We start from the raw sequence: 21,584 nt of genomic DNA on the forward strand, positions 1-21,584 counted from the left end.
GGTGGAACGGCGCGAAGTTTTATCACCGAAACATCCCCAAAAAATCCCCGAAAGCGCTCGCATCGCCCGTGCCAGCAGCCGAATGCCGATTCCCGCATGATCCGGCGATGACCTTTTTCGCACCCTTTTCCGCACCCTTTTCCGCCCGTCGCCGCGGCCTGGTGGCCATGGCCGCGCTGCTGCCGTTCGCGGGCGTCACCGGTCGCGCGCATGCCCTGGCGGCCGACGCCGGCGACCTGCCGCCTGACGCCATCAAAGCCTTGCAGGCAGCGGTCGACGGCCCGCAACGCAGCGCCGCCAACCGGGCGCGCGACGGTGCGCGGCACCCGCTGGAAACGCTGGCCTTCTTCGGCATTCGCCCCGATGCGTCGGTCATCGAGATCGCGCCCGGCGGCGGCTGGTACACCGAGATCCTCGCGCCCTACCTGCACGACCACGGCCGTCTGTACGCAGCGCACGAGCCGGCCCACGGCTCGGCCGGCCAGCAGCGCGCACGCGCCGCCTTTGCCGAGAAGCTCGCGCGCGACCCCAAGGTGTACGGCCGCGTCGTGCTCGGCACCATGCCCACCGCCGCCTTCACCGACATCCGCCCGCCCGGCGGCGCCGATGCGGTGCTGACCTTTCGCAACATCCACAACTGGATCGAGGACGGGCACTTCGACGAGAGCCTGCGCGCCTTCTTCGACGTGCTCAAGCCCGGCGGCGTGCTGGGCGTGGAGGAGCACCGCGCGGCACCGGGCACGCCGCTGGCACGCGTGATTTCGCAGGGCTACGTGCCGCAGGCGCTGGTGGTCGAGCGCGCGAAGGCGGCGGGCTTCGAGTTCGCGGGCAGCAGCGAGGTCAACGCCAACCCGCGCGACACCCGCGACCACGCGAACGGCGTGTGGTCGCTGCCGCCCACGCTGCGCGGCGGCGAGCTCGACCGGGCGAAGTACGTGGCCATCGGCGAGTCGGACCGCATGACGCTGAAATTCGTCAAGCCGCGTGCTTTGCGTGGACCGCGCGCGGCCACGGCCTGAACGTTCGAACAAGCGCGAACGTGCGATCGCACGTGCCTTCACGGCCACGTTTTCGTGACTGCTCGTCAACGGCTGAATGCGAAAGAACTCAGTCTGCAGCCCTTCCGCGGGCCTTTAACCACGCTGGGAACAGGCCGATTCCGCGGGGGCTTCAAACCGGCCGCGCATCGCGGCAAGATGCGCATCCGCCGATTCTTGCGTCACCCCGACCCGAAGGAGCTGCCCCATGTTCGCCACGCCAGAACGCACCATCAAGATTCCCGGCCCCGAACATCCCATCACCATCGCGAAGAACCCGCTTCGCGTGGTGGTGTCGGTCGACGGCCATGTCATCGCCGACACGCGCGACGCGCTCACCCTGCGCGAAGCGCACTTCGGCACCGTGCACTACATACCGCGCAAGGACGTGAAGATGACGCTGCTGCAGCGCACCTCGCACGCCACCTACTGCCCGTACAAGGGCGAGGCCAACTACTACAGCATTCCCGCGGGCGGCGAGCGCTCCGAGAACGCGGTGTGGACCTACGAGACGCCCTACGACTCGGTCGCGCAGATCAAGGACCATGTGGCTTTCTATCCGGACCGGGTGGGGCCCATCGAGGAGCGGGTCGTCTAAGCGGCCCACCCCTTTTCATTCCTGGCAACGAAAAAGCCGGGCCCCGCTTTCGCAGGGCCCGGCTTTCGTACCTTTGCCTTTGCCCTAGACAAGGGCTGGTCCAGGCGATTTACAGCGGCAGTGCGTCGCCGCGAGCAGCAGCACGGGCTGCGGCGCGCACCGTCGAGCGGTCGATACCGCTGGCCAGCACCGGGGCCACGCGGGAGGTCACGCCTTCTGCGTAGGGGTTGTCGCTGTGGGCGGCGGCCACGGCTTCGGCGCGGACAGCTGCGCGGCTGGTGCTGGAGACCAGTTGCACCGGGCCCTGGTTGGCACCTTCGGCATAGGGGTCGGCGCTGTGCGCTGCAACCACGGCCTGGCTGGACACTGCGGCGCGGCTGGTGGCCGAGGTCAGTTGATGCACGCCGTCATAGCTTTCGGCATGGGCGGCGCCGGCAGCAGCCAGCAGTGCAAGGGAGATGGCGGAGAGGAGCTTCGAGGCGGTCATTTGGATTTCCTTCAATTGGTTTCGGTTTGCTTTACCTGGATCAGCTGAAGGGCTGGTCCATGGGAAGAATTGTGCGCCGATACCCTCGGTAGAAACCCTATGCAAAAGGAACCGCGGTGTTCATGTGCCGGAAACAATCAGGAGACATTCGCCGACGCCTCAAACCCCTTGGCGCAGCCCCGGCATCACCTCTTGCGCGAACAGCCGCATGCCCGCCAGCGCCTCGTCGCGCTCGAGCACCCCGTTGCCGTTGAACACGCACCGCAGCTGCCGCACACCTGTGCGCGCGACCAGCTGCCCGATCTGCATCGCGCACGCCTGCGGATCGCCCAGCAGCACCTGCTCGCGCAGCACGCGTTCCACGTCCAGCGGCGGCACCTGCTCGGGCATGACGCCGCGCAGCCGCGCGAAATGCAGCCGGCGTGCGTACAGCAGCGGCAGCAGCCGGTCGGCCTGCGCCCTGGCCTGCGCCTCGGTCGCACCGATGCACACGTAGCGCGACAGCGACGAGCCCGCCAGCATCACGGCGCGCCCTTCGCTTCCGCTGGGCGTAAAGGCAGCGAAAGCCGCATCCACATGCGCGAGCTGCGCGGTCTCCGGCGGCTCCAGGCTCAGCAGCAGCGGAAAGCCATGCGCCACCGCGAAGCCCATGGTCTCGGCCGTGGAGCCCGCGATGTACAGCGGCGGATGCGGGCGCTGCACGCACGCGGGGCCGACGGTCTGCGCGTCGAAACGCCATGGGCCTTCCGACGAAGACACCGCCTTGCCGCAGAGCGCATCGCGCAGCAGCAGGCAGGCGCGCTCGAAGCGCTCGCGCGTGGTCGAAGGGTCGATCTGCAGCGCGCGCAGCGTCGACGGATCGGTGCCCCGCCCGATGCCGACGTCGAAGCGGCCGTCGCTCTGCACGTCGAGCTGCGCGATCTGCTCGGCCAGCAGCAGCGGGTGGTGCAGCGGCAGCACCAGCGCGGAGATGCCCACGCGCAACCGCTCGGTGCGCGCCAGCAAGGCCGCGGCCAGCAGCATCGGCGACGGGTACGGCCCGCCGGCGGGCAGCAGCCTGAATTCATGGAACCACGCGCCGTCGAAGCCCAGCCGCTCGGCCTCTTCGAAGAAGGCCAGGAACGCGCGATGGTCGCCCAGCGTGGCTTCGCGCGAGTAGCCGGCCAGGTCGATGCGCAACGGCGCGTTCACGCTGGCGTTCATTGCCCCGGCACGCCGGTGAAGAAGCGCAGCGCGCCGACCTCGTGCGACGCGATGGGCGCGCCGTAGGCCGCGGAAAGCAACCCCGGCGTCAGCACCTCCGCAGGCGCGCCGTGCGCCAGCAAGCGCCCACCCGAGAACAGCGCGAGCCGCTCGCACCACGCACTGGCCACATGCAGGTCGTGCAGCACCACGACGACCGCGCGCTGCGCCGCCGTCTCGCGCAGCATGGCCATCAGGCGGTGATGGTGCGGAATGTCGAGGTGCGCGGCGGGCTCGTCGGCCAGCAGCAGCGCGGGGTCGTGGGCCAGTGCGCGCGCCACGCTCACGCGCGCCTTCTCGCCCCCAGAGAGCGTGGCGAAGCGGCGCGACAGCAGCGGCGCCAGCTCGCACCGCTCGACCAGTTCCGCCGAGAGCGTGGGCGCGTTGAGCCGCAGCATCTCGTTCACGCTCAGGTCCCAGTGGCTCGCGCCCTGCTGCGCCACATAGCCGATGTGCCGCGCGAACTCGCGCGCCGGCCAGTCTTTCAACGCACGCCCGCGCAGCAGCACGCGGCCCGAGGCCAAGGGCGTGAGCCCGAGCGCCGTGCGCAGCAGCGTGGTCTTGCCCGAGCCGTTCGGCCCGACGATGCCGAGCAGCCCGCGCTCGGGAATGGCCAGGCTCACGCCGTCGAGCAACAGGCGCCGGACCCCAGCGGCGGAAACGCCGACCGACACACCCTCGAAAGCCAGCGCGTCGTTCATGCCCGCCTCCACAGCAGCAGCGCGATGAAGAACGGTCCGCCGATCAGCGCGGTCAACAGCCCCGCCGGAATCTCGCTCGGCGCCAGCGCCGCGCGTGCCACGCCGTCGACCAGCACCATCAAGATGCCGCCCGCCACCGCGCAGGCCGGCACCAGCCGCGCGTGCAGCGGCCCGATCCACCAGCGCAGCACGTGCGGCACGATGAGCCCGACAAAACCGATGAGCCCGCCCCAGCTCACCGCCAGCGCGGTCGCCAGCGAGGCCACCAGCACCGCCCAGGCGGAGAAGCGCGGCACGCGCACGCCCATGCTGTGCGCCGTGTCTTCGCCCATGCCGAGCGCGTCGAGCCCGTGGGCCAGCGAGCGCACCAGCAGCACCAGCACGGCGAGCACCGCGAACAGCACCGCCACCTCGCCCGGCGTCGGCGTCTGCACGCCGCCCAGTTGCCACGAGATGACGGCGCGCAGGTTGGTCGACTCGTCCCCGTACACCATGAGGATCAGGCTGCGCAGCGCCGCAAGAATCGCGGCCAGCGCCACGCCCGCCAGCAGCAGCCGGCCGGCCTGCCATTCACCGCCGAGCCGCCCGACCAGCAGCACCAGCCAGCTCGCGCCCCATGCGCCCGCGAAGGCCAGCAGCGGCAGGCTCAGCGCCGGCGGCACGATGGCCGGCAGCAGCAACGCGATGGCCGCGCCCACCGCCGCGCCGCTTGCGCTGCCCAGCAGATAGGGCTCGGCCAGCGGGTTGCGAAACACCCCCTGGAACACCAGCCCCGCCAGCGACAGGCAAGCCCCCACGAAGAAGGCCGCGGCCACGCGCGGCGCACGCCACACGCGCACCAGCTCCGCGTCGAGCGAGCCGCTGGCGAACCAGCGCGTGGGCCACACCGTGCCCGCGCCGATGCTCAAGGCCAGCGCAACGGCCGCGACCGCCGCCACGCCCAGCACCAGCCACAGCGTGACGTTCGACACGCGCTTGTCTTCGTTCATGCGAACAACTCCGGATGCAAGGCCCGCGCATAGTCTTCGACCGCCTCGATCTGCCGCGGCCCGGGTATCAGCTTGTGGCTGCGCTCCAGCACGACCACGCGGCCCTCTTTCACCGCGCGCAGGCTGTGCCAGCCGGGGCGCTCGGCAATCAGCGATGCGCTCTTGGGCACCTGCTGCAGCGAGATGATCACGTCGGGGTCGCGCACGAAGATGGCCTCGGCGCTCACCTGTTGCGAACCTTGCAGGTCGGCGAACACGTTGCGTCCGCCGGCCCACTGCAGCGCATCGTTGGCGTAGTGGCCGGTGCCCATGGTCTGGTAGGCGCCGCGCGCGGCGGCGGCTGTTTCCAGGTACACGCTGCGGCGTGGCGCCACCGCCACCTTCTGCGCCACGGCCTGCAGGCGCGCTTCCATGCCGGCGCGCAAGGCACGCGCGGCCTCATCGACGCCGGTCGCCCGGCCCAGCAGATCGATGTTGCGGAACACCGAGGGCAAATCAGGGTGCGCCAGCACGATGGCCGGCACCTGCACCCGCTCGAACGCCTCCACCAGGCTCAGCGCCGAGTAGTGCGACGGCGTCACCACCACCAGGTCGGGTCGGTAGGCGGCCACCGCCTCGGCCGAATAGCCCAGCGAGCCACCGATGCTCGGCTTGGCCTTGGCCGACTCGGGCCAGCGCACGCGCCCGCCGATGGCGGCCACGCGGTCTTCCAGCCCCAGCGCCCAGGCCAGCTCCACGTTGCTCGGGAACACGACCACGATGCGCTGCGGCGGCGCCGGTATGCGCACGCGCCGGCCGACGGCATCGGTGAGCTCGCGCGGAAAGCCGTCGCCCGAAAAGCGGTCCTCGCCGACCGCAGGCAGAGCAAGGTTCAAGAGCGCCATTCCTGCCAGCACCGTTCGCCGCTTCATGCCGCTCAGAACGTGTATCGGGCGCGCGCGAAGAAGGTGCGCGGCGCGCCGGCGTTGCCCGCGTCCTGCGCCGACAGGTCGTCGCCGATGTAGTACTTGTTCGTCAGGTTGTTCACCCCGGCCTGCAGCGTGAGCTGCGGCGTGGCCTTGTAGCTCACCGCCACGTTGGCCAGCAGGTAGCCCGGCAGCTTCTGCGGGTTGACGGTGTTGTCGCGCAGGTAGCGGCTGCCCACGTAGTTGGCCGTGCCCGTGACGGACCACGGCCCCTGCGCCCAGGTGACGCCCGCCCCGGCGATGTTGTGCGCCGACATGCGCACGCGGTAGCCGCCGAAGTTGGTGCTGCGCGCGCCGCTGTCGGTGTAGGTCTGAAAGTCTTTCAGGCGCGCGTCCTGCCACGTGTAGTGCACGTAGCCGTTCCAGTGCTGCGAAAGCTGGAACTGCATCGACGACTCGATGCCCTTGGTGCGCGAGGTCGCGTTGCTGAACACGAACGAGTCGGGCCCGCTGCGGTAGGCGCGCTGGCCGTCGACCTTCTCCGCCTCGAACAGGCTCACCTGGTAGGCCCAGGCATCGCTGCCCGCGCGGCCCTTCACGCCCACCTCCTTGCTGCGGGTGAGCTCGGGGCGAAGAATGTCGGGCACCACCACGTTGTTGCGCGTGTTCAGCGCCACGGCCTGCGGGCGGAAGCCCTCGCTCCAGTTCGCGAACACCGCGTGCGTGGCCGCGGCGCTGCGCGCGAAGGCCCAGTCGGCGCCCAGGCGCGGGCTGGTGCGGCTGCCCTCCTGCGCGGAGACCACGCTGGTGCCCGAGCGGCCCAGCGTCTGCTCGAACTTGTCGTGCCGCAGGCCCGCGGTGACGCCGAAGGCGCCCCACTCGAAACGGTCTTGCACGTAGAAGCTGCGCACCTCCTGGTCGAAGCGCGAGTACGTGGTGGCGCCGCGAATGCCGCGCGGGTCGTTGCGCACGTTGCTCACCGGCACGTTGTAGAACGGGCCGCGGTAGGTGGGTGCGTTGGTGAAGGTGGGCGAGTCGAGGTTCTGCCAGCCGCGCTCGATGTTCACGCCGAACTGCAGCTCGTTGCTCCAACGCTTGCCACCGGTGAGCCATGTCAGCGCCACGTCGTGGAACACGCCGCGGTCCGAGGTGTCGCTTTCCGAGTAGCCCTTGTTCACCGCAGCGGGCGGCGGCACGATGGTGATGCCGCCGGCAAAGAAGCGGTCGTAGCGCGAGAAGCTGCTCAGGTGGTTCAGCGACCAGCCGCCGCCGAAGTCGATCTTGTTCTTCCACGCGAACGACTGGTAGTCGCCCACCACGTACGAATCAGGAATGCCGTAGTTGTCGCGCGAGCTGATGCCGAACATCGGCTTGCCGTTCTGCAGCGGCACGATGGAGCCGCGGTCGCCGCGCACGTGCGAGTCGTAGATCTGGAAGCCCGTGCTCCAGTTGTTGGTGACCGCGAAGTCGCCACCCAGCACGGCCGCGGCCTGCGCGCGGCCCGCGTCGCGCTGGAAGCCCTTGTAGTCGTTGTTAGCCGCGCCGATGTACAGGTTGCCGCGCTCGAAGTCCCAGCGGTAGCGCACGCTGGCGTCGGTGCGCCCGAAGCTGCCCAGCGTGGTGGTCACGGTGCCGCCCGCGCGTTCGGGCTTCATGAAGAACTGCGCCACCCCGCCGATCGCGTTCTTGCCGTACAGCGCCGAGGCCGGGCCCTTGATGAACTCCACGCGGTCGACCAGGTCGGGCGCGATGAGCGTGATGTCGGCATTGCCCTGCAGCTGGCGCAGCGGCACGCCGTCGATCAGCACCAGCACGTCTTGCGTGTCGCGCAGGCCGCGCGTTTCGAAGCGCGTGTAGTAGTTGCCCTGCGTGCCGAACTGCAGGCCCGGCACGGTGCGCAGCGTGTCTTCCAGCGTCACCGCGCCCACCGCGTCGATCTGCGCGCGGTCCACCGAGTAGGTGGTGAACGGAATGCGCAGCGGATCGGCTTCGAGCCGGGTGGCGGTGGTGATCGTCTTCTTCTCGTTGACGGTCAGGGTCGGCAATGCATCGGCGGTTTTCGCTTCCTGCGCGCTGGCGCCGGAAAGCGCCAGCAGCAGGCTGGCACCGATGAGGGAAGTGGGAGGGCTCAGTTTGTCGCGCACGCGTTGTTCCTTGTGGCCCGCACGCCCGCGAGCCAGATCACACAGGGGAACGCCGCAAGAAGAAAAACGTCGGCACGACATCGGCCCGGGCCTGCGCGCACGAAGGCACGCGGCACGGGGCCGACCCGGACAAACGCACTCCCGCAGCGTCCGAAGGCGATTGCGAAGGCCGGTATCCGGGCTTGCGAACTGCCTCGGTGATGCACGCTGTAAAGCCTAGAGCCGTACAGCCGTGCACTCACCGAGGCGAAAACGCCCTGCCTTCCCACGCCTCGAAAGGCGCAGTGGCTGCCCATGCCGAGAAGGCATGGGCCCAGGGGTTTCCAGAATTCGCTTACCGTTGCGGGGGCAGCGCAGGCATGGCCGTGTCGTGCGGACACGGGGCACCTGCTTCCCGTTTAACCCCCGGGGCCATGTGGCTGGCGGGGGCACCTTCGAACCGTTGGTTTGCGCAGTAAAACTTCAATAAGAAGAAATACCGCACAAAGCGGCGGAATTATAGGGAGGGTCAGGCGCAGGTCAGACCGGCTTTCATGCCCATCCAGCCTCACCTAGCACCCGCTAGCCCCAGGTCAGCGGGTCCAGCCCCAGGTAGAACGCGAGCCGCTCGTCATCAGGCTCGCCGATGCCCAGCACCTCGAACAGTCGGGCACGCGCCGCCTGCGCCTGCGCCGCATCGGCCCAGCTCTCGCGCGCGTTCGCCACGAACAGGGCCAGGTCGACATATGGGTCGGCCACGCCGAGCCGGCCCAGGTCGATGAGGCCCGTGCAGCGCAGCGTGCCGGGGTCGACCATGAAGTTGGGCATGCACGCGTCGCCATGGCACACGACGCGCTCGCGCGCCTCCTGCGCGAGCCGCTCGGGCAGCTGTGCGCGCAGCGCGTCGAGCAACTGTTGCGGCGGCGTGTGCCGGTCTTCGGGCGCGAGAAAGTCGGGGTTCACCGCGCCACGCGCGACCACGTCCGCGGCGCGCGCGAACATGCCGGAAAGGCTGCGCACAAAAGGGCAACCCGCGACCGGCACCGCATGCAGCGCCTGCAGCCTTTGCGCCATCGACGGCCATGCCGCCAGCAGGTCGGCGCCCGGCAACGCGCTCGCGGGCACGCCCGGCACCGCGCTGGTGACCAGGCAGGCACCCTCGGGCGCGGTGCGCCAGTCGAGCACCTGCGCGCAGCCCAGCCCGAAAGGCGCGAGCCACTCGGTGCGGCGGCGCTCTTCGTTCAGCGATTCGGCACCATGCGCCGCGGCCACCTTGGCGAAGGCAAGGCCGTCGCTGCGCTTGTAGATGAAGTCGCCAGACTCGCCCTGCTGCGTTGCGACCCACGTGACGCCCAGGGGCAACGAAGGCAGCAAGGGCTTGTGGTTCACGGGTGCATCGGGTTGTTGAGGCATGGGGCTGGATAGAGTGACGCCGGCCCCTGCAATCTATCCACTGTCTCTTCAAAGCCCCCCAATACACCCATGAAGTTCGGCTACACCATCGCCTACGTTCCCGACGTCGCCCAGTCCCTGCAATTCTTCGAGCGGGCCTTCGGCTTTGCAACGCGCTTTGTTCACGAGTCGGGCACCTACGGCGAGCTGGAAACGGGCGAGACCGCGCTCGCCTTTGCGTCGCACGAACTCGCCGAATCGAACTTTGCGCAGGGCCATGTGGCCGCGTCCGATTCGGCCCAGCCGCTGGGCATGGAGCTTGGCTTCGTCACGCCCGACGTGGCCGCGGCGCATGCGCGTGCCGTGGCGGCTGGCGCGGTGGAACTGTCAGCGCCCGTGACCAAGCCGTGGGGCCAGGTCGTGTCGTATGTGCGTTGCCCCGATGGCTTGCTGGTGGAACTGTGCTCGCCCATCGGCGGCTGAATGGCTAGGCGGTCGGCTGAGCCGGCCGGGGCGTTGCTGAAGCACCGCCCTCCTACACCGGCCTGACGTGCGCCGCTCCTAAGATGCCCGCTGGCCAAACCGGCCGCACCGACCACCCACCCCGGAGCGCAGCGCATGTCACACCCCGTCTACCTGTCGAGCTCGGCCCTGCCGCGCATGCCCGAGGGCAGCCACAACGAATGGCAGGGCTTTTTCGGCGACGGTGCCGAGCTGGAAGCCAACGCCTTCTTGCCGCTGTTCTGGCGGGCCATGTTCACTGAAGAAGACATTCGGCACGCGCGCTTTGTCGACGCCTACGACATCGACGACGAAGACGCCGCCATCGAGCGCGAGGAGTGCCTGGACGACTTCGGCCCCGACGCCACCTACCCCTACCTGGTCACCGACAACGCCACCGCCATGCAGCGGCTGGCTGCGCGCCGCGAGGGCGTGGTCAGCGCCATCGGCGAGTGCTACCGGCCGATGTATGAAGCCTTCGAGCTGTTCGTCGCGCAGCGCTACCCGCAGCACATCTTGCTGCGCACCCAGGGCCTGCCCGATGTGGCCGATGCCGAGCCCGGCCTGCGCAGCGAACTGGCCGAAACCGACCGCCTGAAAGACAGCCCGGCGCTCGCCGATCTGATGCGCGACCTGCAGCGCCACGACACCGATGCGATATGGACACTGGCCGGCCTGGGCTCTTCGCCCGGCGAGGCGTGGCCCACGCCAGCGCTGAGGGAGCGCTTCGCGGACCCGAGGCGGCGCTGACCGGCGGGTCAGCAGACACACCCCGCCAGCTAACGCGCCGAGAAGCTCGCGAGCATTCCCGATTCTTCGTGCGCGAACCATCGGAACACGTGCGAGCGGTAGTCTTGCGTGGTTCGCATGTGGAGGAAGCCGGCTTGCGCGCAACCCTGTTCATCGACCGGGATGCCGGCGGCCCGCAGCGCGACGATGGCCTCGTCGGGCGCCGTGTCGCGCGGGAGCTTCAGGGTAATGGTCGCGTTGTGCCATGTAGACCTGTCCATCGCCTTCCCCCTGGGGTTTGGATGCGCAAGTAAATCGCGCCGCCCCGTTCAGCGCAATACATCTTTTGTGGGATTCCACAGGGGCGCTGATGGCCTGCTGGATGGTTTCCTGGACGGCTTGTTGGACGGCTTTGCGAACGGGCTCGGCCCACCGCGCGGCGCCTCGACAAGGCGCTTGCCGCCCTTGCCACCGTGCTGGCCCTTCTCCATCTCGGGCTCGCGCCGCTCGATCCACCAGCGCACCAGCGCATCCATCGCCTGCGCGTTCGCGGCCATCTCGTCGAGCAGGCTTCGCGTGCGCGGGGAGTCGGGCAACCATGCCGAACGAACTAGGTGTTTTCCGCCATGCGCGAGCACGTAGTCGACGCAAAGCCGCAACTCGGTCATGCCGGCCGCCAGCGGAAAAGAAATGGGTTCACGGCTGACTCCTTGACTTGCCCCTGTGGCGCCACGAAGCACTGGCCCTGCAGTGCTTCCCTTCTAGGGCGAAGCCGCGGCGCGGCGTGCAGGACAACGCCGCCTGTGGTGGGCTTTGTTCGGGCGTTCGATAGGCTCCTGCTGGGCTTCTTTTGGCCCTTGTCAGATCTTGGGTGGCAAATCGCAGGCGCGTGGCAGACCGATTTCAGAGCCCGGCGCGCCGCCCGGTGACGGTGTTTGTGGATGGTGAATTTCGGGTTTGGAAGATGGCCGATTGCTACCTGGCAAGCGCTTGCCTTTCCGCGGCCAAAACGAGCTTCACGCCGCAGCGCCGAAGCTGCATTTGTTGGCGTGAATCGCGACTTCGTGATGCGTGCGACGGCCACACAACGCCCGCTCTTGCCTACAGTGAATGCCCCTGCCACTCAAAACCCCGTCAAGGGAAACAAGGAAGGTGCCACTCACGACACAGACAAATCACTGAATGAAGAACTGCTTGCCTCGCGGCAGGTTGTCGGTGCGAAAGCAGCGATGCAGATGCGAGGTATCAAAGGCGACGGCCGGGGTGTACGACCACCCCGACCGTCTAACCAAAGACGTGCACTTACCTCTAAAGGACCGCACAAAAATGGCTACCAAGACTATAGCCCGGCCACCCACGCCCGGAGCTTCCGAAGACAGCGCCCCAGCTACCCCTGACGCGGCGGATCTTCTTGAAAACACCCTCTCCCAGCTCGAAGCACTCCTGTGGGTCTGCTATGGGCAAGACATCGACTGGTGCAACGGGACAGGGCCTCGACAACTGGACAACCTGCTCTGGCTCGCGGCTGATCTGGCGCGCAAGGCCGGGGAGTTGTTTCAGGTGAACGAGACGGCGCGCAAGGGTGCGTCGGGGACTGGCGGGTAAGGCTGGTCTGGCGGGCTGCTTGCCATCGGCCCGCCTCTAGGAGATCAATTTAAAAACACTAATAAGTCACCACATAAAATCGATTAGGGCGCAACAACATATAGTCCTAGCCTAAAACCTACCTATCGACTCCCTTTCTTTATTTCATTATTCTCCAAAATTCTTACCAATGGATGAGAGGTTGGATCGGCACGAAGCGAAGCGCTTAAAAACCAAAATGATTTTTTGGGCAACGACTGATACCGAGCAACTAAGTTTGCACTATTTATATCCTCCAACTTTAAAGCCTTTCCAGACTTTCCATTTGGAAGCTTTTCAAAAAAATTATTCAAGAAATCGGCACCTTTCGCGCTCAACAGCACGTCCCTTATTTCAGCCTTATCATTTTCTCCGATTTTTTGGGTTGTGGAGAAAGTCGCATCACCCTGCATATCTCGACCGTTGACAATCTCGACTTTCAAATCGCTAGATATTAAATTCCGCAGTTGTTCTTGGATGCCTGCGAAATTTTTCTCAACGTACAGCACCGTGCAAATATTAATACGCTTCAGGCCGAGCAACCTATCTCGAAAATCAGCAGCAGCTTTGCCTTCTAGCGAGAAATACATATTCACTCTCGAAGAGACATCAACCATAAGGTAATGCTTAAAAGCATCGACCAACTGCTTTCCTGAAATAATGTTATCGACAATCACAGTCATTTCCTGCACCCCTTCTTTGACGTGCCTTGGATGAAGCAAATCCAGCTTTCTGTTAATTCTGGAGTCGGAGATCATTAGCCGGTGAGCCCCACCCATATCTTCGACACGCTTTATACAAATAGCCGACTGGGTATCGCTTTCCAAAAGCGCTCTAACCTTGTCAAGAAATTCACGTATTTCTTGACTATCCATTTGCACATGAGCGGCGATCAAAGTAACTAAAGTTTGTTGCATAAAGGCGGGTACATATTCAAGCCAGCGCTCAAGCCTTGATACAGCTTCACTAGTAGGAATTTGTCGGTGCACGGAAATTACTGCTGCAGCCTTTGAAAACCCTCGCAACTGAGAGAAAATATCTGCAGTTATAATTTTTCTTACGGGATAGCTAGTAACAGCCCCGTGGCTGAAAATGCTCTCAAAACGAAACTTTAACCCGGCAAACATTCTGCTAATACTTGTCGGCATTGGCAACAAAAACACATCACCGCCAATTTTGCATGAATAAATATGTTCTGCCGAATTAATTAGTGGCACATGCTGGTGAAGTGCGACCTCAAAAATTCCTAGGTAAACATTGATCAGCCTCACATTCTCAAATGGGTAATACTCCCCAGAGACTGATATTTTTTCTGAAGCAGGAAGAGCTATTGCGGTAACACGCTTTAAACTCACCGGCACCTCTGGGCTTATTAAACTAACCAAACGCGCTATCAATTTTTCAAATTCCAGAATATCCTTATCTAGGAAAAAAGGAAATGTCGGATAAACAACGTCTCTGATTTTGCTTAATGAGAACTGAAGCGAACAGAGAAGGCCTGACGGACTCCCCTCCACTAAAACAGTCTTATCGTCAACCGCAAAAATATGGCGGCCATGGTCGCTTCCCCGAAAGCGACTGTATTGTCGAGAAAATTTATCAATCCTAGCTAAAGACGAGTTCTCCGAGCCAATACAAGAATACAAGGCGGTACTCAATGCAATGTCAATGGAAAATTCGTCGAGGCTTTTTTCGTCGTCTGGCAGAAATTTAGCGGCAGCATTTATAAATCGTGACACTTCTATATCATGGTCAAGATTATTAACGTACCGCTCGCAAATGTATTTAAAGCTTGGAACACCGGGCTCAGTGCGATCCAGACTCAAATAGCACGACACGAAATTCTTCTCGTTGTTTTCAAACGCATCGACAATTTCGCCTACGCCTTCAAAAACAAGATATTGACCAACCTCAAACTCCTTACTTACAGGATCAAGGGTATCTTTCTTCAAAACCTGATCGTAGGTAAATAAATTTGGAAATGACTGAAAGCTTTTGCCACGTAGAAGGTAGCTCTCTAAAGTCATAACCTTCTCTTTTACTGACCGTCCATCCAAATACTCTGAAATCGAAATTGAAGTCTTCTGATCATAGTCAATAATTATTTCTGCATATCCTTGGTGAGCGTTAATTGGGTTTGAGCCAACAGCAAACTCGCTCTCCGCTCGCCTGATCAAAATTTGTGATCCACGGCGCAGCATAATTACGTCGTTTTTTAAAAGATTTTTTTCGAACCAGTCCCTGTTAGATGGGAAAAAATGCACTCCATCGCTATGAAGCAGCCATTTGTAAAACTCCGCTGTTTCGCTAAGTTTTGACAATTCCAAACTTAGTTCTTTTGCATCGATACGCTTGGAGCTTAAAACAAAATATACCAACAGTGTGCTGTGATACTGTTCAAATACCCTATGCCGGTCTTCAATGCCGCGAACAAAATTTCCATCTATTATTGCGGAAACAAAAAGCATCACCTTTTTCGGGTCGATTTCTATCAGGTCAATCTTTTTTAGCCAACTCCCTTTAGATAACGGCGGAGTTTCATCGGATTCAAACAGATTGTGAAGATGAATGCAATAACTCCATACAGCGCGAAGCAACTCATCAGCAGCGTGCAATTTTGAAACGGAATACAGACAAATAAGAAAATGAAATTTAGCCGCAAGATGACGATTGGAGAGCTCTGGCGCAGAATTGGCTTCGATTTTTTTGCTGCGATAGTCGCTTGAAATCTTCGCAAAAAAAACGGATGCAAGGTCGTTTAGCCCTTGGCCTTGAATCGTATCGCTTGCACAAAGCGAATATAAAACTCGAACAAATCGGCGCAGCGAATTCGTCTGATTAAGCTCGGTGTTTATATACATCAATAGCTTGTTGCTTATAATCGGCTTATCGAAGTCAACGCAAGAACCCAAACATTCGACGATTTTTTCTGGTTTTGCTCGGCTAATCTCGAATATTTCACCGAAAGATATATAGATCAGCGCGATATGCTCTTCGACGATTTCTGATGTTTCAAGCTTTGGGAGCACCAAAGCCATCAAATCCGCCAATGGCAATTCAATGTTTTTACCAGTTGAAAAATATTCAAAAAGCACAGAAGTCAATACCTCTGACTGTAAACAAGTAAATTTCTCAACCTCGCCCAATCGCTCCCAATTTTTGGGATCCTCGACGATAAATGAAAAAAGGTGCCGAAACATTGAGCCTCTTCCAATCTTTTTGGATAGGATTGAGGCCGCCTTTTCCCGTTTCCATTTGTCGAAATAATCGACTCCCTGCAAATGCGAGTAAATGAACGCCAAATCGTCAGCACAAGTATCAGATTGAACAATTTTCAAAAACTCTGAAATTGCATTATTTTTCTCCGCCTCTGTTGCTTCGTTAAAATTCTTAGCCACTGTGTCGACGGAGTATTTGGATTGCGACCTGTATTTATCAAATTCCGCACTAAAGTTTGATATCTTCACCACAGAGGTTTTTTCCAAATTGAGCAAAAGCCCCAGGTTTGCAAGATGCTTTTTTATTTGATCCAAAAAGTTTTTAGCGGCAACTTCATCCTTTGCAATAAAGAAAATGTCATCGACATATCTTTGATACAAATAAACCCTCTCAGACGCCAAATGCTCATCGAACAACGCATCCAAGCTTCGAAGGTAGATTTCAGCTAGCCAGCGCGCATAAGCTGGCCCTTGAGGCAACCCTTTAATTCCACCAACAAGCAGTTTCGAAACTGAAAATAAGCAATCTACGATCTTTGAATATTTTTCACGCTCCGAATTAGATAGCAATTCAACTTTGGCTTTGATATTTACATCATCGCTATCCAAAATCAAACGTTTTATGCTGTCGTGAGGAATTTCATCGTAGTATTTACTAATGTCCGTTTTTACAATGTAATAATTTTTATAGTCGGGATCGGATATCGCGGCTTCTATGTTTCCGGTAAACTCCACCCATTTATACAGCCAAGGTTGAAAAATTTGACTTTTAGCAAAACCCTTATTTATTCGATATCCGAACGAATTTTGGCTGGGCTTAAGGTCAAGAAAATGAACTAGCTGCTTTACTAATGCCGAAGTCGCGACTCGGCCTGGCGCACCCAGAGAATAAAGTACGCGAGTTTTGCCCTCTTCTACGCGAATGTGTTTGTAGAATTTTGTGGAATTTACATCTGCAATTAGGCGTTCAACTTCGTCTTGCAGTTCCTCGACATCTTCGGCAACGAGTTGGTTGATAGTCAGTCTTGACTGCGCCTCATCATTTGCAAACAAATAATTTAACTCCGCAATTCTCGTAACCTCGATATCGCTCGCGCAAAGATCAAAATTACCTTGATCGTAAGAGACATAGCCCGGAATGCACCGCTTAATCAAATCTTCAGTAGACAACGTACGTTCAAATTTGCCGTCTAAACAAAATTCGATCTGATTTTGCGATGGAAATGTAAACGACGATAGCTTTTTTATAGCCTGTTCGGTTCTTGCTTTATCGAAATTTTTCGTCAACGCAAATATTTGAATCATTGTTTCCAACGAGTAATTGGCGTCACTACCTCCTAATCGGACATTGCACAGAATGCCTACTATTAATTTTCGCTCATCGTTGCTAAGCGCTCCGTCACAAACCTTTTGCGCTATTTTCCCTAGCAACGGGGAAGACCTCCAATGATCCAAAAGCGCCTTCACCGTGAATCCTGGGCTACGAACGTGAATGGCTCGCACGCGCGCACCAGCTGCAACCTCACTATCTAGAGCATGGCTATTAAGTCCGAGCTTTTCTTCTAGTTCTAGCTTACTTAGTGGCAAATATGACTGAAGAATGTCCACGGATTTTTTCAAGTCAATATCTTGGAGATTTTCGTATTTAAGAGAACTAGAAATTATTTCCTCGGACGAGCCGAGCAAGACGGCATAGCAACGTGACTTTGCATGTAGCGAGAATGGCATTTTTACGCCATTACCCAATCCTGTCGTCGGATTCGGCGCTTTGGGAAAAAGGTCAATTCCGATCAATCTATTGTCGTACTCGAGATCCGAGCGAATTAGTATTTCTCTTTGCAATCCGAAAGCAGCTCTTTGACTAATCGGAGATCCCATTATTAACCACACATGAAATCCTCTGTTTCCGGAGAATTCCAGTATGTACCTGAGTCCTGCGTCATCTAGCCACACACAAAATTCCTGTACACAATTTTTCAGTTCCCTTTGAGCTGACTCCAAATCGCCTCTATTCAATGCGGCAGTTAAAATGTCAAAATCAAAGCAGACCCAATTTACTGTAGAGTCTTGGTTTTTTTGAAAAATCGCGATCGATCCTTTGTTATAAAGCGTTCTTTCAATTAATTTCGCAGAGACGGCGCCAGGCTTTTTCCAATAAGCGCCATCATTCTGCTGTTGAAGATGAAAACTTTGATCTGTTGAAAATTTTTTAAATAGCTCTATCGCCAATTTTTCTATCATTGATGGCCGCCTAATTTTGGTTTGCTACGCATTTGTAAAAACTCCGTCACGACGTTGAAGATTAGCGCTAAATTTGCCTGTCGGACATCGTGTCAACCCGGCTGTTGTTCCAAGCACAACGCCTAACGACTACAGGCCGCGTCCAGAATGCCCTGTACGCTCGGCACTGCAAGAATGAATGTAGATGTGAGCAATCAGTACGCACCGAGTCAGCGTTCATGCGTACACCGCCTCCAACTAGATAGAGTGGCGTTTTCGAAATTCATAAGCCGAATGCACATCCTGCCCGCAACCGCCCTCCTATTTTTTGCTGCTTCCGTTTGCATCGCCAAAGCATCGGCGCAGTCGTTGAGCTGCGGAGGCAGGCTTTCAGGCGTGGGGGATTCCAGGTTTTCAGTGGTGCAGAAATGCGGCGAGCCGGTGGCAAAAGAGTTCGTCTGCGTGCCGCGCCCGCAGGTCATCTGGATTCCGCCACAGGTGCCTGGCGCGCCGCCACAGCAGGTGGTCACGCAGCAGTGCGTGCCGATGGAAGACTGGACCTTCTACCGCGGCGAAGGCAACTTCCTGGCCGTCGTGCGCTTCTTCAACGGCGCGGTGGAATCGGTGCGCGACGGAGAGAAGGCGCGGTAGGCCGCGGCCTGCCGCAGCCGTGAAAACGCAGACAAGAGCAGGCAACAAGCAACCATCAACAACCATCCAGAAGAAAAAGACATGAGCACTTTCGAGGATCACTTCGCAGACCACGCAGCCTCCTCCCTCGCCAGGCAAATGGCGTTGGGCGACGTCATCGGCGACCGGCCCTGGGGCCTGGACATCCAGCGCGGCACGCTGCGCTTCGGTGACGACCTGGAATACCCCGTGCAGCTGCTGGGCACGCACGCCTTCGAGCCCGACACCTGGCTGTGGACCTGGGCCAACACGCAGAGCAACCTGCCGCCGCAGCTGACCGAGGCGGCGCTGCGCATCCGGCACCTGGGCGAGGCGCAGGACATCGAGGCGTTCACCGCGCCTTCGCTGCAGCTGGGCGACATCACCGACCACATGCTCGCCATGACCTGCAGCGGGCTGGAAGGCGGGCGCTGCTACTACCGCGCGCCCTACGACGGCGGCGCGCTCTTCGCGCTGCTCGACGGCGTGCCGCCCGAGGTGCTGGCGCCGGTGCCGCTGGCGCGCGTGAACACGGTGCTGATGGAAGTGATCTCGCAGTTCGACGTGGACCACCGCCGCATGGTCACGGGCTTCCTGCGGCAGCAGGGGCTGCACGTGGCATCGAGCGGCGCGACGGGCATTCGCGCGGAGCGGGCCGGTGAAGGGAGCATGGAGATCAGCTTCGACGAACTCGGCCGCATCTCGAACATCAAGGGAACACTGGGAGCGGCCGCGCAGGCAGCGGCCGAGCCGGCCGCACCGGTGGAGCCGAAGAAATCGAAGTGGCAGTTCTGGAAGTGAGCTGAGCGCTGGCAGCGGGCCGGTGAGGCTCCACGCCTTGAGCTGTCGGTGGGTCAGGCGCGCGGTGCGTCCGCTGTCCAGCCCCACGCGCGCTTCGCCTTCTCGCTGCTGACTTCCGCGCTGTCTTCGGCGATGTTGAACACACCGCCCGTCGAACGCTGCAGCGCCAGCAATGCGGCCCGCGCGGCCGCGGCCACGTGCAGCGGCATCGCGCCCTTGGGCTCGGCCGTCGAGGTGCCCGGGCCGTAGAGCTGGCCGTAGCGCAGCACGGTGGCCGTGATGCCATGCGCGCCCTGTGTTCCCAGCACCGCCTGCTCCAGCGCCATCACGCCATCGACGCTCACGCGGCGCGTGCCTTGGGCGTACACATCCAGCGGCTGGTCTTCGGTGAAGGGCTTCGGGCCGCTCGCGTAAGCCCAGGCAATGCTCTGCGCCACCAGCCGCTGCGCGCCCGCGGCCTGCGCGGCGGCCACGAGATTGCGCGTGCCTTCAGTGCGCACGCGCGCGTTCAGCGCGGCGGCCTCGGCCATGCGGGCCGGGTTCAGGTCCTTCGGCAGGTCGGTCAGTTGGTGGACCACGGCCCAAGGCGCGATGCGCAGCAGCGCGGCCTTCAGCGCGTCGGCATCGAACACATCGACCACCACCGGGTGCACGCCCTGCGCCTGCAACGCGGCGGCGCGGTCGGCGCGACGGGTGCTGCCGTACACGGTGTAGCCCGCGTCGATCAACAACGCAACCAGCGCGGTTCCGACCGCGCCCGTGGCGCCGGCCACAAATACTTTCTCGCTCATCGCTTTCCTTCGAGGCTGTTCAATGCCTCGAAGCTTAGGTTTGCGAAGTGCGCGCGCAAAGCACCAAGAATCTTTCGCGCGAATGGACCATGGGCTGCGCGGCCTCCTCGCGCGGCGCTCAGCCTGCGTCGTCTTCCAGCACCGCGCTGCGGTCCTTGATGCGCGTGACCTGCGACAACACCGCGTCCGCCGCCGTCATGTCCGGCCGCTGGCCCTTGTACACGGGCTGCTCGAACTTGCCGCCCGCATAGCGGTACAGGTAGCGCACCTCGACCAGCGTGCCCACCGCGGGCAGCGCCTCGTTCGGCGGCACGGTGACGTTGCCCAGGTCGACCAGCGTGCCCGACTCGTCGCGCAGCCCCACGGCCACCGAGCGCTGCGCGTTGACGCGCATCACCTCGCAGGTCGCGCTCTGGTTGAACTTGAACTTCAGGCTGGTGGTGCTGCGGCCGGCCGTGAACGGCGCGGCCAGCGCCTTCAGCACATAGCCTTCGCCATGCGCGGCCAGCAGTTGCCCGGCGCGCTCGCGCTTGCCTTCGGCGGTGAGCGCCAGCGCGAGCACGCTCATCCACGGCACGGCGCCGGACACGGTTTGCAGATGGCCGAAGCGTTCGATGAAGGGCGCGCCGCGCAGGTCTTGCCCGCCGAGCTCCAGCAGGTCGAAAGCCATGAACACATCGCCCACGTGCTCGCCCGCGATCACGGTGCGGCCCGCGCCCGCGCCCGCAGCGGCAACGCCGACCCAGGCCTGCGGTATGTCGACGAACAGGCCGCGGCGGTTGGTGCCGCGCACGGTGCCGCCTTCGATGAGCAGGATGCGGTTCTCGCCATCGGCCTTTTCCTGCAGGCCCCAGGCGGGGTCGTCGAAGTAGCGGGCCGCCTGGTCTTCGGCGATGAGCGTGGGCAGCTGCGGCAGCTCGCCGCTGACGCGACCTGCGAGGTCGGTGGCGGTGTAGAGCGCGCCGGATTGATCGGGCGTGTAGCCCTTGGTCGTCTTTTCCTTGACGACCTTGTCGTAGATCTTCAACGCGGCTTCGTACGCGACGGGGCTGCTGGTCTTGGTGCCGGTGGCCAGCGTGCCGCCGCGCCGGCCGTTGCCGTAGTCGACCACCCAGCCGTCGTCCTTAGGGCGCAGGTGCACCTGGTAGACCTTGTCGGAGCCCTGGCCCGTGAAGTAGAGAAAGCTCGAGTGGGAAAGCGGTTCGGTGTTCGCCATGGGAGTGCATGCGTGCGTGGCTTCGAGGCCGCGATGCTACACACGCATGCGGGCGTGCACGCCAGTCACACGCTGCTGCACACGCCGCTTCACAGGGCGGCGCAACGCCGCTACATTCACCGCTTCGACAACCCACTGAAAGCGGAGGTGCACGATGGACGACATTGCAATTCAAGCCCCTACCAACGCTACCCACGTGCGGCTTGTCGGGCCTCATCTGAACTGAAGCTTCTCGCGTCGACGCCTTCAATGCCGTCGGCCTGATTTCTCAGTCTGCCCTTCCCGTCCCGGTTTCAAGGCCGGAGACGCAAGCCGCTCCGATCCACGACGCCACCGCCCGCA

Annotated in this window: 19 protein-coding genes and 1 riboswitch; of the genes, 7 read left to right on the top strand and 12 right to left on the bottom strand. The window is 61.4% G+C overall.

The features are described 5' to 3' along the window. Positions 1 to 107: 107 nt before the first annotated feature. Together AB6807_RS25810 and AB6807_RS25815 are read left to right on the top strand one after the other, a co-directional pair. Positions 108 to 1,019, top strand: coding sequence for a class I SAM-dependent methyltransferase (locus AB6807_RS25810; protein ID WP_371086769.1), 912 nt, complete (start codon positions 108 to 110; stop codon positions 1,017 to 1,019). A 226-nt stretch (positions 1,020 to 1,245) separates the two neighbouring features. Further along, on the top strand, positions 1,246 to 1,635 hold the full coding sequence (locus AB6807_RS25815) for a DUF427 domain-containing protein (protein ID WP_116907208.1): 390 nt from the start codon (positions 1,246 to 1,248) through the stop codon (positions 1,633 to 1,635). Positions 1,636 to 1,744: 109 nt separating this feature from the next. On the opposite strand, the gene AB6807_RS25820 is transcribed toward AB6807_RS25815, so the two are convergent. The 7 genes from AB6807_RS25820 to AB6807_RS25850 form a co-directional block, all read right to left on the bottom strand. Continuing rightward, the gene (locus AB6807_RS25820) at positions 1,745 to 2,122 is read right to left on the bottom strand and encodes a helicase SNF2 (protein WP_371086770.1); all 378 of its coding nucleotides are present in this window, start codon (positions 2,120 to 2,122) and stop codon (positions 1,745 to 1,747) included. A gap of 159 nt (positions 2,123 to 2,281) precedes the next feature. Next, positions 2,282 to 3,325 (bottom strand): LLM class flavin-dependent oxidoreductase, encoded by a 1,044-nt coding sequence (locus tag AB6807_RS25825; RefSeq protein ID WP_371086771.1) that lies wholly within the window; start codon positions 3,323 to 3,325, stop codon positions 2,282 to 2,284. Next, a complete protein-coding gene (locus AB6807_RS25830) occupies positions 3,322 to 4,065 on the bottom strand; it encodes an ABC transporter ATP-binding protein (RefSeq protein WP_371086772.1) in 744 nt (247 codons plus the stop codon). Before AB6807_RS25830 ends, AB6807_RS25825 begins: the two co-directional genes overlap by 4 nt. After that, positions 4,062 to 5,054 (bottom strand): iron ABC transporter permease, encoded by a 993-nt coding sequence (locus AB6807_RS25835; RefSeq protein ID WP_116907207.1) that lies wholly within the window; start codon positions 5,052 to 5,054, stop codon positions 4,062 to 4,064. The genes AB6807_RS25830 and AB6807_RS25835 overlap by 4 nt, the downstream gene beginning before the upstream one ends. After that, the gene (locus AB6807_RS25840; RefSeq protein WP_371086773.1) at positions 5,051 to 5,938 is read right to left on the bottom strand and encodes an ABC transporter substrate-binding protein; all 888 of its coding nucleotides are present in this window, start codon (positions 5,936 to 5,938) and stop codon (positions 5,051 to 5,053) included. Before AB6807_RS25840 ends, AB6807_RS25835 begins: the two co-directional genes overlap by 4 nt. A 32-nt stretch (positions 5,939 to 5,970) precedes the next feature. Then, entirely contained in the window at positions 5,971 to 8,103 is a 2,133-nt protein-coding gene (locus AB6807_RS25845; RefSeq protein ID WP_371086774.1) for a TonB-dependent receptor, read from the bottom strand. A gap of 149 nt (positions 8,104 to 8,252) precedes the next feature. Next, positions 8,253 to 8,554: riboswitch (cobalamin riboswitch) on the bottom strand. 110 nt (positions 8,555 to 8,664) lie between these two features. Further along, the gene (locus AB6807_RS25850; protein WP_371086775.1) at positions 8,665 to 9,495 is read right to left on the bottom strand and encodes an APH(3'') family aminoglycoside O-phosphotransferase; all 831 of its coding nucleotides are present in this window, start codon (positions 9,493 to 9,495) and stop codon (positions 8,665 to 8,667) included. Between the two features lie 69 nt (positions 9,496 to 9,564). On the opposite strand from AB6807_RS25850, the gene AB6807_RS25855 reads away from it, so the two are divergent. Both AB6807_RS25855 and AB6807_RS25860 read left to right on the top strand, forming a co-directional pair. Continuing rightward, positions 9,565 to 9,957 carry a VOC family protein gene (locus AB6807_RS25855; protein WP_371086776.1) on the top strand — a complete coding sequence of 131 codons (393 nt, stop codon included), beginning with the start codon at positions 9,565 to 9,567 and terminating at the stop codon, positions 9,955 to 9,957. Positions 9,958 to 10,092: 135 nt separating this feature from the next. Then, positions 10,093 to 10,725: a hypothetical protein gene (locus tag AB6807_RS25860; RefSeq protein ID WP_371086777.1), complete on the top strand. Its 633-nt coding sequence runs from the start codon at positions 10,093 to 10,095 to the stop codon at positions 10,723 to 10,725. A 29-nt stretch (positions 10,726 to 10,754) separates the two neighbouring features. On the opposite strand, the gene AB6807_RS25865 is transcribed toward AB6807_RS25860, so the two are convergent. Beyond that, positions 10,755 to 10,985 (bottom strand): hypothetical protein, encoded by a 231-nt coding sequence (locus AB6807_RS25865; protein WP_116907196.1) that lies wholly within the window; start codon positions 10,983 to 10,985, stop codon positions 10,755 to 10,757. Positions 10,986 to 11,033: 48 nt separating this feature from the next. Further along, positions 11,034 to 11,372, bottom strand: coding sequence for a hypothetical protein (locus tag AB6807_RS25870; RefSeq protein WP_371086778.1), 339 nt, complete (start codon positions 11,370 to 11,372; stop codon positions 11,034 to 11,036). Positions 11,373 to 12,030: 658 nt separating this feature from the next. On the opposite strand from AB6807_RS25870, the gene AB6807_RS25875 reads away from it, so the two are divergent. Then, positions 12,031 to 12,309, top strand: a complete 279-nt coding sequence (locus AB6807_RS25875; protein WP_371086779.1) for a hypothetical protein — start codon at positions 12,031 to 12,033, stop codon at positions 12,307 to 12,309. 122 nt (positions 12,310 to 12,431) lie between these two features. Here AB6807_RS25875 and AB6807_RS25880 read toward each other — a convergent pair whose 3' ends face one another. Further along, positions 12,432 to 17,786, bottom strand: coding sequence for a reverse transcriptase domain-containing protein (locus tag AB6807_RS25880; protein ID WP_371086780.1), 5,355 nt, complete (start codon positions 17,784 to 17,786; stop codon positions 12,432 to 12,434). Positions 17,787 to 18,059: 273 nt separating this feature from the next. On the opposite strand from AB6807_RS25880, the gene AB6807_RS25885 reads away from it, so the two are divergent. Both AB6807_RS25885 and AB6807_RS25890 read left to right on the top strand, forming a co-directional pair. Then, complete coding sequence (locus AB6807_RS25885; protein ID WP_371086781.1) at positions 18,060 to 18,416, top strand: DUF2845 domain-containing protein; 357 nt, start codon at positions 18,060 to 18,062, stop codon at positions 18,414 to 18,416. Between the two features lie 81 nt (positions 18,417 to 18,497). Continuing rightward, positions 18,498 to 19,235, top strand: a complete 738-nt coding sequence (locus AB6807_RS25890; protein ID WP_371086782.1) for a DUF6882 domain-containing protein — start codon at positions 18,498 to 18,500, stop codon at positions 19,233 to 19,235. A gap of 53 nt (positions 19,236 to 19,288) precedes the next feature. Here AB6807_RS25890 and AB6807_RS25895 read toward each other — a convergent pair whose 3' ends face one another. Both AB6807_RS25895 and AB6807_RS25900 read right to left on the bottom strand, forming a co-directional pair. Further along, positions 19,289 to 20,026 carry an NAD-dependent epimerase/dehydratase family protein gene (locus tag AB6807_RS25895; RefSeq protein WP_371086783.1) on the bottom strand — a complete coding sequence of 246 codons (738 nt, stop codon included), beginning with the start codon at positions 20,024 to 20,026 and terminating at the stop codon, positions 19,289 to 19,291. Between the two features lie 118 nt (positions 20,027 to 20,144). Further along, the gene (locus tag AB6807_RS25900) at positions 20,145 to 21,242 is read right to left on the bottom strand and encodes a hypothetical protein (protein WP_371086784.1); all 1,098 of its coding nucleotides are present in this window, start codon (positions 21,240 to 21,242) and stop codon (positions 20,145 to 20,147) included. Positions 21,243 to 21,584 lie beyond the last annotated feature (342 nt).

Origin of the sequence: Variovorax sp. RCC_210 (assembly GCF_041355175.1) — a bacterium.
GTDB lineage: Bacteria > Pseudomonadota > Gammaproteobacteria > Burkholderiales > Burkholderiaceae_C > Variovorax.